Source organism: Paenibacillus albiflavus, from assembly GCF_004344915.1.
Taxonomy (GTDB): Bacteria; Bacillota; Bacilli; order Paenibacillales; family NBRC-103111; genus Paenibacillus_AM; species Paenibacillus_AM albiflavus.
This window is the reverse complement of sequence record NZ_SKFG01000001.1, coordinates 137,619-150,873: the sequence shown is the minus strand read 5'-3', so window position 1 is coordinate 150,873 and position 13,255 is coordinate 137,619. Positions and strand designations below refer to the sequence as shown.

The 13,255-nt window shown below is 42.7% G+C and carries 14 protein-coding genes and 1 other annotated feature; of the genes, 13 read left to right on the top strand and 1 reads right to left on the bottom strand.

What is annotated here, in order from left to right:
• Nucleotides 1-97 precede the first annotated feature (97 nt).
• The 9 genes from E0485_RS00770 to E0485_RS00730 all read left to right on the top strand — a co-directional run bounded on the left by E0485_RS00770 (nucleotide 98) and on the right by E0485_RS00730 (nucleotide 8,478).
• Complete coding sequence (locus E0485_RS00770; RefSeq protein WP_132415583.1) at nucleotides 98-442, top strand: YkgJ family cysteine cluster protein; 345 nt, start codon at nucleotides 98-100, stop codon at nucleotides 440-442.
• 47 nt (nucleotides 443-489) lie between these two features.
• A complete protein-coding gene (locus E0485_RS00765; RefSeq protein ID WP_132415581.1) occupies nucleotides 490-741 on the top strand; it encodes a DUF4318 domain-containing protein in 252 nt (83 codons plus the stop codon).
• Nucleotides 742-790: 49 nt separating this feature from the next.
• Nucleotides 791-1,051, top strand: a binding site (T-box leader).
• A gap of 129 nt (nucleotides 1,052-1,180) precedes the next feature.
• Nucleotides 1,181-2,266: an aspartate-semialdehyde dehydrogenase gene (asd, locus tag E0485_RS00760; RefSeq protein ID WP_132415579.1), complete on the top strand. Its 1,086-nt coding sequence runs from the start codon at nucleotides 1,181-1,183 to the stop codon at nucleotides 2,264-2,266.
• A gap of 97 nt (nucleotides 2,267-2,363) precedes the next feature.
• Entirely contained in the window at nucleotides 2,364-3,146 is a 783-nt protein-coding gene (gene pdaA, locus E0485_RS00755; RefSeq protein ID WP_132415577.1) for a delta-lactam-biosynthetic de-N-acetylase, read from the top strand.
• A gap of 119 nt (nucleotides 3,147-3,265) precedes the next feature.
• Nucleotides 3,266-4,636, top strand: coding sequence for an acyclic terpene utilization AtuA family protein (locus E0485_RS00750; protein ID WP_132415575.1), 1,371 nt, complete (start codon nucleotides 3,266-3,268; stop codon nucleotides 4,634-4,636).
• Nucleotides 4,633-4,974, top strand: a complete 342-nt coding sequence (locus tag E0485_RS00745; RefSeq protein ID WP_132415573.1) for an AtuA-related protein — start codon at nucleotides 4,633-4,635, stop codon at nucleotides 4,972-4,974. Before E0485_RS00750 ends, E0485_RS00745 begins: the two co-directional genes overlap by 4 nt.
• A gap of 18 nt (nucleotides 4,975-4,992) precedes the next feature.
• Complete coding sequence (locus E0485_RS00740) at nucleotides 4,993-6,132, top strand: acyl-CoA dehydrogenase (RefSeq protein ID WP_132415571.1); 1,140 nt, start codon at nucleotides 4,993-4,995, stop codon at nucleotides 6,130-6,132.
• A 12-nt stretch (nucleotides 6,133-6,144) separates the two neighbouring features.
• A complete protein-coding gene (locus E0485_RS00735) occupies nucleotides 6,145-6,927 on the top strand; it encodes an enoyl-CoA hydratase (protein ID WP_132415569.1) in 783 nt (260 codons plus the stop codon).
• Nucleotides 6,928-6,933: 6 nt separating this feature from the next.
• Nucleotides 6,934-8,478 (top strand): acyl-CoA carboxylase subunit beta, encoded by a 1,545-nt coding sequence (locus tag E0485_RS00730; RefSeq protein WP_132416412.1) that lies wholly within the window; start codon nucleotides 6,934-6,936, stop codon nucleotides 8,476-8,478.
• A gap of 50 nt (nucleotides 8,479-8,528) precedes the next feature.
• On the opposite strand, the gene E0485_RS00725 is transcribed toward E0485_RS00730, so the two are convergent.
• Entirely contained in the window at nucleotides 8,529-9,218 is a 690-nt protein-coding gene (locus E0485_RS00725; RefSeq protein ID WP_132415567.1) for a Crp/Fnr family transcriptional regulator, read from the bottom strand.
• Between the two features lie 83 nt (nucleotides 9,219-9,301).
• Here E0485_RS00725 and E0485_RS00720 point away from each other — a divergent pair, with 83 nt between their 5' ends.
• From E0485_RS00720 to E0485_RS00705, 4 genes are all read left to right on the top strand, one after another.
• Entirely contained in the window at nucleotides 9,302-10,051 is a 750-nt protein-coding gene (locus E0485_RS00720; RefSeq protein WP_132415565.1) for an HAD-IIB family hydrolase, read from the top strand.
• 450 nt (nucleotides 10,052-10,501) lie between these two features.
• Complete coding sequence (locus tag E0485_RS00715; protein WP_132415563.1) at nucleotides 10,502-11,206, top strand: response regulator transcription factor; 705 nt, start codon at nucleotides 10,502-10,504, stop codon at nucleotides 11,204-11,206.
• Between the two features lie 4 nt (nucleotides 11,207-11,210).
• Complete coding sequence (locus E0485_RS00710; protein ID WP_132415561.1) at nucleotides 11,211-12,593, top strand: sensor histidine kinase; 1,383 nt, start codon at nucleotides 11,211-11,213, stop codon at nucleotides 12,591-12,593.
• Nucleotides 12,594-12,691: 98 nt separating this feature from the next.
• Complete coding sequence (locus tag E0485_RS00705) at nucleotides 12,692-13,252, top strand: hypothetical protein (protein WP_132415559.1); 561 nt, start codon at nucleotides 12,692-12,694, stop codon at nucleotides 13,250-13,252.
• The last annotated feature ends 3 nt before the right edge of the window (nucleotides 13,253-13,255 follow it).

Genomic DNA, 13,255 nt, shown 5'->3' with positions numbered 1-13,255 from the left:
TGTCGCTATTGGAAATTTTTGATAAGATAAGTTCCGTTCAAGCGGGGCTTTTTTTATTCTCTTGACCATGTCATATCACTAGGAATTGAGGGATACAATGGATAGCTTGCCATGCCAAGGTTGTAAGGGGTTATGTTGTGGCCCTGTACCAATTACAGAACAAGATTTTAAACGAATCCGAATCAAAGTAAAATCGATGCCTGCAAAAACTCGATTGGCGCTTGAGAAGCAGCCTAGACATTATGGCACCTGTATTTTTTATGATCTGAATCAAGATAAATGTGGCATTCACTCGGCTAGACCTGAAATCTGCCGTGCTTTTGGATACTATCAATCTCTCGTTTGTTTTCGTAAGCCAGAACTGGCAGCCAAGAAAAATTGGCTTCCTGCTGATAAACCGATAGGTACTTTATCAATTGACATTACATGGAAATCTTTTTAAATAGATATCATAACATTACATAATTATCAGTCAGGATGTGAGTCACGATGACAATTAGAAGAAGATTATTTAATCGATTTTTTAAAAAAGGATTTCATATTGAAATAGATGATGCGTTGACTTATCCTTCGAAGCAAACAATTTGCCAAGCCATAGAGCAATACGCTGCTGAGAACAAGAAACAAGTCCAGTTTGTGAGCAGTGTGCAGCCCTTAACGTTTCTTTATGAAAGTAGGCAATACTATGTTGATATTCGTATGAGTCGTGGCGGTTACACTATTTTTTGTAGAGAAGTTTAATAATTTATATTTACCTCCCCTCAATTATCTGCTAATATTATTGCAATATTCAAATGCGATGAAGAGAAGAGTACATAAATTCATTCTTTTACAGAGAGCTCCGTCAGCTGCAAAGGAGTAAAGAATGTTTTATCGAACAAAGACTCAGAGCAGTGCATCGGAATCTGAAGAAGAGGATGATGTGCCAGGAGCTCCTGTTACAGAGCTAAAGTATAAGCATTACGATGTAATGCCGTACTTGAGGAGGCTAATATGGCGACATATTAGTAAATCAGGGTGGTACCACGAGCATTCAAATCTCGTCCCTAAGACTTATAAGTCTTGGGGGTGGGATTTTTTTATTATCCTGCAACACATCTAAGCAATAAAATAATCACCATTCTACACAGCTCGAATAGGTTGCCATTAATAATGCCATTATGAAAGGAACGAATATTTGATGACACACAAATTGAGAGTCGGTATTGTTGGAGGAACAGGAATGGTTGGTCAGCGGTTTATTGAACTTCTGGATCAACATCCTTGGTTTGAGGTAACAACGATTGCTGCAAGCAGTAAATCGGCAGGCAGAACTTACGAAGAATCCGTACAAGGAAGATGGAAGTTGGCTTGCCCAATCCCAGAAGAAGTGAAGAACATTGTCGTTCTAGACGCTTCCAAGGTGGAAGAAGTTGCGTCTCAGGTTGATTTCATTTTCTGCGCTGTAGATATGCCGAAGGATCAAATCAAAGCATTGGAAGAAGCCTATGCCAAAACAGGTACGCCTGTTATTTCCAACAACTCCGCTCACCGCTGGACACCAGACATTCCGATGGTTATTCCAGAAATTAACCCGCAGCATATTGAAGTGATTGCGGCTCAAAGAAAACGTCTAGGAACTTCGACTGGCTTTATCGCGGTGAAACCAAACTGCTCAATCCAAAGCTATGTGCCAGCGCTGAATGCTCTGTTAGATTTCAAACCAACACAAGTAGTAGCATCGACGTATCAAGCGATTTCTGGAGCAGGCAAGAACTTTACAGATTGGCCTGAGATGCTGGATAATGTGATTCCTTACATCGGTGGCGAAGAAGAGAAGAGTGAACAGGAGCCGCTTCGTATTTGGGGTCACATCGATAATGGTCAAATTATAAAAGCAAGTGCTCCTTTAATTACAACGCAGTGTATTCGTGTCCCTGTTACGGATGGACATTTGGCTACTGTATTCGCTTCGTTCGAGAACAAGCCTTCCAAGGATGAAATTTTGGAGCGTTGGCTGAAGTTCAAAGGACGTCCGCAGGAGCTTGAGCTGCCAAGTGCACCGAAGCAGTTCATCACATATTTTGAAGAAGATAATAGACCACAGACAAAGCTGGATCGTGACATCGAACGTGGAATGGGCGTTTCCGTTGGTAGATTGCGCGAAGATTCCATCTATGATTATAAATTTGTGGGTCTATCCCATAATACGCTTCGCGGGGCAGCTGGCGGTGCTGTTCTGATCGCCGAATTGCTTAAAGCAGAAGGATATATTCAAGCGAAGTAATTGACAATAAAATGGATATCCATACATGTATACTGCATTTCAAACTGCGGCATATTACTCCAAAACATCCGAATTTGGAGAATGGAATGATTGTTGATTGAAAAAAACTCGAATTCTTTGTGTATGGCTAACACTTTGTTTTGTCTTGTTTCCGTTAACAGCAAACGCAGCGAGTTTAGACAGACCGTACAACTTTGGATTTCAAAAAAGCAAGTCTGGAAAGCTCGCCTCCATCGACTATGAAGGATTTAAAGAGATTTTGCAGAGGCATGAGGCGATCTTTTTAGGAGACACAAGCCGAAAAGAGCTGTACCTTACGTTTGACAACGGTTATGAAAATGGATATACAACCAAAATACTGGATGTATTAAAGGCTAAACAAGTTCCAGCTGCCTTTTTTGTTACAGGTCATTATGTTAAGGATCAATCCGAATTAGTGAAGCGAATGGTTAACGAAGGACACTTAGTGGGCAACCATACTTGGACCCATCCAGATATGTCTCAAATCTCTAACGAGAAAATAAAGGACGAACTGGATAAATTAAAGCAAAGTGTCGTAAGTTTAACGAGTCAAAAGGAAATGAAATACTTGAGGCCGCCGAAAGGAACCTTTAGTGAGCGCTCGATAAGTGTTTGCAAGGAGTTAGGGTATACGCATGTATTCTGGTCAATTGCTTATAAAGATTGGGATGTTAACGACCAAAAAGGCAGCGGCTATGCGTACAAGAAAATTATAGACCAGCTTCATCCTGGAGCTGTTATCTTACTTCACTCGATTTCCCGAGATAATACGGAAGCATTGGGTAAAATCATTGATTCCGCTAGGGAACAAGGGTATGTCTTTCAAAGTTTAGATAGTATGGCTTCACGAAATTATTAGCAGCAAAAAGAGTCTACCGTTCTTACGGACGGAGGCTCTTTTTTTATAATCGAATAGAATAAGCTTCTAACCCATATATTGTTACAGATATGACCGAATAACGATTCATGGGGGATGCAATGAGAACAATTCGTATTGGGGCAGGGCAAGGTTTTTACGGAGATACCCTTATACCTGCAATCGAAACTGCGGCGAGAGGAGGTATTCAGTATCTTTGTTTTGATAGTCTAGCGGAATTGACGCTTGCTATATTGCAAAAGGATAGGCAAAAAGATTCAACGAGAGGGTATGCGACAGATATTCCTCAAGCCATGCGAAAGCTGCTTCCTTATGTAAAGGAGAAAGGGTTTAAGTTGTTGACCAATGCAGGGGGCATGAACCCTATTGGTGCGGGGCAAGAAGTAATTCGAATCGCACGGGAACTAGGTTTAGAAGGTTTGAAGGTTGCGGTCGTTACGGGAGATGATGTGCTTGATCACTTAGATAGTTGGAGACAGCAAGGGATACCCTTAACACATCAAGAAGATGGAAGAAGCTTTGAACTTGTAAGCGATAAAATCATGTTTGCAAACGCCTATTTGGGTTCCGAGCCTATCGTAGCAGCGCTGCGTCAGGGAGCAGATATTGTGATAACAGGGCGGACGACTGACTCTGCACTTTTCCTAGCTCCACTCATCTATGAATTTAATTGGCAGCCAGATGATTGGGATCGGCTTGGGCAAGGCATTCTTATGGGACATTTGATGGAGTGCTCGGGGCAAGCAACAGGCGGTAACTTCAGCGGCGATTGGCGATCAATCGAGGATTTGGATCGTATAGGCTTTCCTATTGCGGAAATGCGTGAAGATGGGGAATTCGTGCTGACCAAAACAGAAGGAACTGGGGGACTTGTATCTGTAGATACGGTCAAGGAGCAATTGCTGTATGAGATCCATGATCCGTCTGCCTATTTAACACCTGATGTCGTATTGGATCTGAAGGAAGTAAATTTGACGAATATTGGACCGAATCGTGTTCATGTAACAGGTGCTAGAGGAACGAAACGGCCTGATTATCTAAAAGTGGTTATGGGTTACGCAGACGGTTGGCTTGGGCAAGCCATATGCGGTTATTCGTGGCCCGATGCATTAGCCAAGGCACAAGCAGCGGATCGAATCATCCGCAAGCAGATTGAGCGAAGTGGTTTGCAGGCAGCAAAAATGCAAACAGACTACCTCGGCTATAATTCTCTACATGGACCACTCGCACAAGAACCTACGCAAGATTTGAATGAAGTATATTTGCGGCTTGCCATTCGGACAGATAGCAAAGAGGAAGCAGCCAAGTTAGGCAGACTATTTCCACCCCTTATGCTGAACGGACCACCATCGATGGGTGGTTTTCTCGGCCTAATGAAACCACGTGAATTGCTCGGGATGTGGTCCTGTCTTGTACCTCGCGAAGTAATTGAATCAAATGTTAGCGTAACAGTCACGGAGGTGCAGCTATGACAAAGGTACAGCTCCGCCATCTGGTGCAAGCGCGTTCAGGCGATAAAGGAAATACGGTGAATATCGCCCTATTCGCACCCAATAAACAATTGTATGATACCTTGCTTATTGAAGTTACTCCTCAGAGGGTAAAAGAACATTTTAGCGGATTAGTGAAAGGTGAAGTGCTTCGCTATACCTTGCCTAATTTATATGCGATGAACTTTGTGTGCAAAGATGCGTTGGATGGCGGAGGCTCAGCTACGCTGAGGTTGGATAATCTCGGCAAATGCTTCGCATCCAATTTAATGCGCATGGAAGTCGAAATAGAAGACAGTGTTAATTTCCCCAAGTCTTAAAAGAAAGGTTGTGGAGCGATGCATTTTGATCTGACAACGGAACAGCAGATGATTCGGAATTTAATCCATGAATTTGCGAACGAAGAAGTAGCACCTGGTGCGATTGACAGAGACCGAACAGGCACGTTCCCGAAAGAGATCTGCGATAAATTAGCCAAACTGGGGCTGATGGGCCTGCCTTTTCCAGAAGCATATGGAGGTGGAGGGGCGGATACAATCAGTTTTGCCATAGTGGTTGAAGAATTAAGTCGGGTCTGCGCATCGACAGGGATTACGTATTCCGCTCACATTTCTTTGGGTGGTGCACCACTTCATTTATTTGGAACCCATGAGCAGAAGGAAACCTACTTAACAAAAATATGCAGCGGTGAATCGCTTGGTGCTTTCGGACTTACAGAGCCTGACGCAGGATCGGATGCGGGAGGTACGCGCACAACAGCCGTGTTAGATGGTGAAGATTGGGTCATTAATGGCACTAAATGCTTTATCACGAATGCCAGCTATGCACGACATATCGTTCTTACCGCAGTAACGGATCGTTCCCAAGGTACGAATGGGATTAGCGCCTTTATTGTACCGTCAGATTCGCCTGGATTTACGGTGATAAACAACTATGAAAAAATGGGACTGCATGCATCTAACACAACTGAACTGATATTTGATCAGGTTCGTGTGCCTAGACATAACTTGCTCGGTACGCTTGGCAACGGCTATAAGCAATTTCTCGCTACGCTTGATGGAGGACGAATTGGAATCGGCGCGATGGCTGTTGGAATTGCCCAAGGCGCTTTTGATAAAACACTTGAATATGCCAAGCAGCGCAAGCAATTTGGCCGAAGCTTGTCGGCATTTCAAGCGATTCGCTTTAAGCTTGCGGATATGGCAATGAATATCGAGCTTGCCCGCAACATGGTCTATAAAGCGGCATGGCTCAAAGATAAGGGAAGATCATTCAAGAAAGAAGCAGCAATGGCAAAGCTGTTTGCAACGGAAATGTGCATGAATGTATGCAATCAAGCCGTACAAACGCATGGAGGATATGGCTATATGCGGGAGTACGAGGTTGAGCGATTCTTCCGTGATGCGAAGCTGCTCGAGATTGGGGAAGGCACTTCGGAGATTCAGCGAATGGTGATCGCAAGTCAAATTGGATGTTAGGCGGATTTAGCTATGGAACAAACCGTTCAGGTTTCAATTAGCAGTCAGGGTGTTGCGATTCTGAAGTTGAATCGCCCACAAGCTGCCAATTCATTATCTAAACAGTTGCTGATTGAATTGCAGAGTGCTATAGAAGAGTGTCGATCAAATCTGTCCGTACGTTGTGTCATACTTATGGGAGCAGGGGATAAGGTATTCTGTGCTGGAGCCGACTTAAAGGAACGAATGGACATGAGTGAGACGGAAGTGTATGCTGCCGTTGCGCTCATTCGCGATACAATCTTCCAGTTGGAATCACTTCCGAAGCCGATAATTGCGGCCATTAATGGTGCTGCTTTCGGTGGAGGGCTGGAAATAGCGCTTGCCTGCGATCTTCGGATCGCAGCGCAGACAGCCAAGCTCGGTCTAACCGAAACTTCGCTTGGCATTATCCCGGGTGCTGGCGGAACTCAGCGCCTGCCACGACTTATTGGCATGGGGCGCGCCAAAGAGCTGATCTATACAGCGCGTAGAATCGAAGCCGAGGAAGCACTTCGCATCGGTCTTGTTGAATATGTTGCGCCGCCAGATACATTACTCGAACAAGTGCTTGCTATCGCTGAACAAATTGCAAGGAATGCCCCAATTGCAGTGTCACAGTCCAAAATCGCAATTGATCATGGATGGGGAAAGGACATCAGAACGGGACTTTCCATCGAGCAAATAGCCTATGAAGTTACTGTACCTACGAAAGATCGCTTGGAAGGATTGCGAGCATTTCGGGAGCAGCGCCGCCCGATTTTTAAAGGGGAGTAGATGAAGATGACAAGGGGATATGAAGAGCAGGAAGATCGATTACGGCAGCGTATAGAGCAGATCGAGCAAGGCGGTGCTCCCAAGTATCACGAGAAAAATTCAGACCAAGGGAAGTTATTTGTTCGTGATCGATTAGAATTGTTATTTGACGAAGATTGTGAATTTGAAGATGCGCTTTTCGCGAACTGTACTGATCCTGACCTGCCAGCAGATGGCGTCGTAACAGCGATCGGCAAAATAAATGGACAAACGGTATGCGTTATCGCCAATGACTCAACCGTCAAAGCTGGCTCTTGGGGAGCACGAACAGTTGAGAAAATGATTCGCATGCAAGAGACAGCAGAGAAAATGCTAGTACCGCTGCTTTACTTAGTCGATTCTGCAGGAGCACGAATTACGGATCAGGTGGAGATGTATCCTGGGCGAAGAGGTGCGGGGCGAATTTTCTATAATCAGGTGAAGCTTTCGGGCGTAATCCCACAAGTGTGTATCTTATTTGGACCCTCAGCAGCAGGCGGAGCTTATATTCCAGCATTTTGCGATATTGTCATTATGGTTGATGGGAATGCGTCCATGTATCTTGGTTCTCCAAGGATCGTTGAAATCGTCGTCGGTGAAAAGGCGACGCTTGAAGAGCTAGGAGGAGCCAAAATGCATTGCTCTATTTCTGGATGCGGGGACGTACTTGCCTATAGTGAAGTTGAAGCGATTGAGCTTGCAAGGGACTATCTCAGCTATTTACCTTCTAATTGCAGGAATAAGCCTCCCATATATCACTCACTACCGATTAAAGATGATGAGCTAACCATTGAAGAAATTATTCCAGACAATCAGTATACTTCTTTTGACATGTATGAATTGATTGAACATCTGATTGATGAGGATTCTTTTTTTGAAATCAAAAAGTTATTTGCCAAGGAGCTGATAACAGGATTTGCGCGTCTAGATGGGGAGACGATCGGAATTATCGCGAATCAGCCACGTGCCAAAGGAGGCATTTTGTTTCACGATTCTGCTGATAAGGCAGCCAAGTTCATCTGTTTATGCGATGCCTTTCACATCCCGCTGTTATTTCTCGTCGATGTCCCAGGCTTTATGGTCGGCACCAAAGTCGAACAAGCGGGAATCATTCGACACGGCGCCAAAATGATCGCAGCAGTATCCGAAGCTACTGTTCCCAAAATTTCGGTTATTGTCCGCAAAGCGTATGGCGCAGGTTTATATGCAATGGCTGGACCTGCATTCGAGCCTGATTGCTGCCTTGCCTTACCCTCAGCGCAAATTGCCGTTATGGGACCTGAAGCAGCGATAAATGCCGTATATGCGAATAAGATTGCCGAGATTGCAGAGTCTGAACGTGCAGAATTTATTGCCGAAAGACAAGAAGATTACCGTAAAAATATTGACTTATATCGTCTTGCCTCTGATATGGTAATTGACGGAATAGTCCCTGCAGGGGAACTGCGAGAGGAGCTGATCAGGCGGTTTGAAGCCTATTCTTTACATACAACGGTGTCTGGCTCACGTAAGCATCCCGTATATCCCGTATAGGGGAAGAAGCAGCCCTTGTCCTACACAAGAGCTGCTCTTTTTTTTGCCGTTTATTCATAACGTAATCCATTTGAAATCTCATCCAAGCGATCCCAATCTAGAATGCTTATCTTTTTCTTTTCTTTATTAAGCACATTCATCGTAATGAATTTTTGAATTACCCGATTCAAATGCCGAGGTGTTGTACCGATCAATGAGGCAATCTCTGGAACATGTGGTGTTAAAATCTCTTTGCCGAACTCATTTTGCAACCGTGTCGTTAATAAGTAGCTGGCAAAGCGTTCCTCTACAGATGCCAATAAATTGATTCTCGAAGCAGTTGTGCAGGTTTGCAGTTTATAGGAAAGATACTTCAGCAGTTCGTATAGGAAATTACGGTCTAACATAAGCTCTGTCTCAACGGTTCGTTTATTAATGAATAAGAAAGTAGTGGGCTCAGTTGCCTCTACTTGGGATTGAATAACAACCTTCTGAATCAGTTCAACGTCCCCAAATACAGATAAAGGATGACAGAACCGTAGCAGCAATGCTTTACCGGTCTCTATACTGGAAGACACCTTGGTTCTTCCTTCGACTTGAAAATAGATACCATCAAGTTCATCTCCTTCCTTTAAAACAATTTCGTTTCTCTCATATGTACGAAGCTGAATGGGAATTGCACTAGCTTGAGAGAATATTTGATCCAATTGATAGGTAGCTATATAGTCCTGTATCTGATTTTGATCATATTTCGTTTTCATATTTTTCTCCCCATTTCGGACATCTGTCCTTTTTATTATACAAATAATTGTTATGATAAGAAAAAAAGAGGGAGGAACCAAACGTGAAAATTGTTTTTGATCTGGATGGAACCATTTGTTTTGCAGGAAAACCATTAAGTACCAATATGGTTCAAGTTCTCGATGTCCTGGCAACGCAAGGACACGAATTAATATTTGCATCAGCAAGACCGATTCGCGATCTCCTGCCAGTCTTGCCACCACATATGCAGCAATTTGCGATGGTAGGGGGGAATGGTTCTTTTGTGGCGGCAGGAGGTAGCATCATCTCTACTGTTCATTTTGACCAAGAGACGAAAGATAACATTATTCGTTTAATACATGAATTTCAAGCGGATTATTTAATTGATAGCCAATGGGATTATTCTTATTCAGGTGATCAAGAACATCCGATTAGGAGAAATCTGGACCCAGACAAGAGAGCGCAGAATAAACGTCTGGAAGAATTAACTGAAATCGTAAAAGTAGTCATTTTACATACTTCTGAGCCACAACGGTTATGGAGTGAATTACAGAAGCTGCCGATCGTTATTTATAGGCATGGTTCTGAAAATATTATAGATATGAGTCCAAGTGGTATTCATAAATGGGCTGGACTACAAAAATTAGGATTGGAACCAAAGGAATATATTGCTTTTGGAAATGATGCGAATGATGTGTCTATGTTCCAGCATGCCAAACATTCCATATGTATTGGGAATCATACTGAGTTATTAAGAGTTGCATCTGAACAAGTCGCAAATGATGAAAATCAAGTAATCGATCGGATCAATCAATTAATGCATGAGTTGTGATCAATTTGACAAGTTCACCAATTGAAGGTAATATTCGAATGTAAAGTATATAGTACTTGTATCTTAGCCCCTAGGTATCCTGGAGGGCTTTATTAGTATAATAGAATTTATAACATTCGTGTCATAAATTCTAAGTTATACCTTAAGAAACGACCCCGCCTTTATGGCCGGTGAAACCGTTTCTTCTTGATAGAGGGGGGAACATGCAAATGGAGAGTAGTCCGAGTCGAAATTCCATCTATAGTAGTACTTGTAAAGAGAAGCGTCCTGTTGTTATGATCCAACATGTCCCTCCACACCTTCATCATTTTCGTTCTAATTGAATGAATAGTGAGTTTGATGGGTTTGTTTTACATGTAAGATTGAACAATATAGGATTCGTGCCTAAGCGCTCTCTGTACAGGGAGCTTTTTTGTTTTTCTATGAGCTTTGGGGGAGAAGGAGGAAACAATGGAAAATACAATTCGAAACCAAGTACTCATTGTAGAGGACGATGATAATATAAGACGGTTTATAACCCTGAATTTGGAAAACAGTGGATTCAAAACCACTGAAGCCGCTAACGGAAAGATAGCTTTACAAAAATTTGCTGCGACAAAAATGGATGTTGTTGTGCTTGACATCATGCTTCCCGATATGGATGGCTTTACGTTATGCCAGAAGCTTAGAGAGATCGATCCGGAGATCGTAATTATTTTTCTGACTGCTCGTGGACAAGATCTAGACAAAATCAAGGGTCTTGAATTAGGTGCTGACGACTATATCGTAAAACCGTTTAATCCATTAGAGCTTGTAGCAAGAATTAGAACGATATTGCGACGTACACAGAATGTGGTCGATGCTCAAAGAAAAATAATTGAGTTTGGTTCAATACGGCTTGATTTAGATGCTAATAAGCTATTTAAAAACGACTGCCAAATAGAATTAACTCCGAAGGAATATTATATGGTCAAGGCATTCCTAGAAAACCCCGATAAAACTTTATCCCGAAATGAACTTTTGAATCTAATTTGGGGGGAAGATTATGTAGGCGACACCAAAACCGTAGATGTCCACGTTCGCAGGCTAAGAGAAAAGATTGAAGATGACTGCTCCAAACCGCAATTAATCGAGACTGTATGGGGACTTGGATACCGCTTTAGAAAGGATTGTTGAATAATTGGGAATCCAAAAAAGATTAGTAGGAAGCTATCTCGCGGTCATTCTTATTACGGTGCTTATTCTAGAAATATTTCTAATTGTTTCAGTGAAATATTATTATTATCACAATGTGGAGCGTATTCTGCTCAATCAAGCGGAAATATCCGCTTCTTTTTTTCATCAATATTTTTCGGATGAGGATCTAGACAAGCAATCTGAAAGTCTCTTGGCAGGTTTTGCTCAAAATACAGCTGCACAAGTTCAAATTATAAGTTCGACAGGACAACTACTTCAGGATACATCAAGAGATCAACCTGGTGAGAATATGCTGAGATACCCAGATGTGCAAGCAGCACACGAAGGGAATATTGGTACTTGGAAGGGTAATGAGCCATCTATACATGAAGAGATATTGGCTGTATCTTACCCTTTAACGGCTAAAGATGTAAATGTGGGGGTAGTCAGGTTCGTAACTTCTCTGTCAGCAGTCAAGGAAACAATCAACCGAATTGCTACAATATGTATATTTGCTGGCCTGCTGGTTGTTGCTATTGTTGCTCTTCTTGGTATCGTCCTGTCTAGGACAATTACGGGATCTATCATTCAGCTTAAACGAGCGGCGGAGCAAATGACTAAAGGAGATTTTACCGCAAGAGTGGAAAAACGATATCACGATGAACTAGGAACGTTGGCAGATACTTTAAACACGATGGCCGCCAAAATCCAGCGAAATGAACAGCTCAAAAATGATTTTATTACCTCAGTCTCTCATGAACTGCGTACGCCTTTAACCTCCATTAAAGGCTGGATCATTACTTTAAAATCGTATAAAGAGAATGGTAAGACCTTGCCCGATGACGGTCTTGAAATTATCGATATGGAAGCAGACAGATTAACTCGTATGGTTGATGAATTACTTGATTTTTCTAAATTGGATAATGGACGAATCGAGTTGAATCTGACACCTATTCAAATGCCAGAATTTCTTCACTATATTGGCAAACAGCTTGCTCCAAGGGCCTCTAGGCAGAACGTTAGCATGGTGGTCCAGGTTGACGATACGCTTCCTATCATTCAAGCCGACGAAAATCGATTGAAGCAGGTGCTGATTAATCTTATCGATAACTCACTTAAATATACTGGCCCTGGTGGAACTATAAAAGTGTCAGCTTCCTCAAGAGAGGAACAGGTCATGATTACGGTCGAGGATACGGGATCGGGAATCGAGGAACACGACTTGGCACATGTATTCCAGAAGTTTTATAAGGGAAACAACCAAGGGGCTGGAACTGGCTTGGGACTATCGATATCACAACAAATTATCAAGATGCACCACGGAGATCTTCAAATAGAAAGTCATATAGGAAAGGGTACGAAAGTCGAGATTTATTTGCCGAAATAAGGAGATCTGCGAACTTTAACTTTTTCATAACCTTTTATTTTGCTTAAGATTATAGAATAGAGGTCATAACAGTGACAAGTAAGGAGCAGGGTAACCATATGTTGAAAAGGTTAATTCTATCGGGAATTACTGTGACTGCATTACTCGGGATTAGCGGTTGTGGAATGATTGCTACCCCAATTGATTTGATCAAGCCTCCAGTCTCGCAAGGAAATCTTCACAATGACACCTTCAGTCATAGTCTTAGAAATTTACTGCCTGAAGGAGCACGCTTATTAACCTCAACCCATGGAGAAGGGACAAGCGGCATTTCATTCGGAGATGTGGATGGAGACGGGATTTCAGAGGCACTAGTGATATATGATGTGGGCGTGATCAACGAAAGGACGCTCAAAGCCGTGCTTCTTAAACAGCAGAATGAAAAGTGGAGAATCGTTTGGGATACGAAGGGATTCGGTTACGGATTGGATTATGTCGGGCTTTCTGATCTTAACAAGGATGGTTGTGCAGAAATTATTCTTGGCTGGACGATGGGTGCAGGGGGGAATGGTCTGGAGATTTACGAATGGATTAACAATGGTGTGGAGCTAAAGGTAAAAAAAGGCTACCAGGGACATCTTGATTTTGATGATCTCCCATCCAATCATAATTCCACTTAAGTC

Bases quoted from the DNA above. Each gene is read 5' to 3' on its own strand.
- E0485_RS00770 (WP_132415583.1), top strand. From the start codon at position 98: ATGGATAGCTTGCCATGCCAAGGTTGTAAGGGGTTATGTTGTGGCCCT.
- E0485_RS00765 (WP_132415581.1), top strand. From the start codon at position 490: ATGACAATTAGAAGAAGATTATTTAATCGATTTTTTAAAAAAGGATTT.
- asd (WP_132415579.1), top strand. From the start codon at position 1,181: ATGACACACAAATTGAGAGTCGGTATTGTTGGAGGAACAGGAATGGTT.
- E0485_RS00750 (WP_132415575.1), top strand. From the start codon at position 3,266: ATGAGAACAATTCGTATTGGGGCAGGGCAAGGTTTTTACGGAGATACC.
- E0485_RS00745 (WP_132415573.1), top strand. From the start codon at position 4,633: ATGACAAAGGTACAGCTCCGCCATCTGGTGCAAGCGCGTTCAGGCGAT.
- E0485_RS00740 (WP_132415571.1), top strand. From the start codon at position 4,993: ATGCATTTTGATCTGACAACGGAACAGCAGATGATTCGGAATTTAATC.
- E0485_RS00735 (WP_132415569.1), top strand. From the start codon at position 6,145: ATGGAACAAACCGTTCAGGTTTCAATTAGCAGTCAGGGTGTTGCGATT.
- E0485_RS00730 (WP_132416412.1), top strand. From the start codon at position 6,934: ATGACAAGGGGATATGAAGAGCAGGAAGATCGATTACGGCAGCGTATA.
- E0485_RS00725 (WP_132415567.1), bottom strand. From the start codon at position 9,218: ATGAAAACGAAATATGATCAAAATCAGATACAGGACTATATAGCTACC.
- E0485_RS00715 (WP_132415563.1), top strand. From the start codon at position 10,502: ATGGAAAATACAATTCGAAACCAAGTACTCATTGTAGAGGACGATGAT.
- E0485_RS00705 (WP_132415559.1), top strand. From the start codon at position 12,692: ATGTTGAAAAGGTTAATTCTATCGGGAATTACTGTGACTGCATTACTC.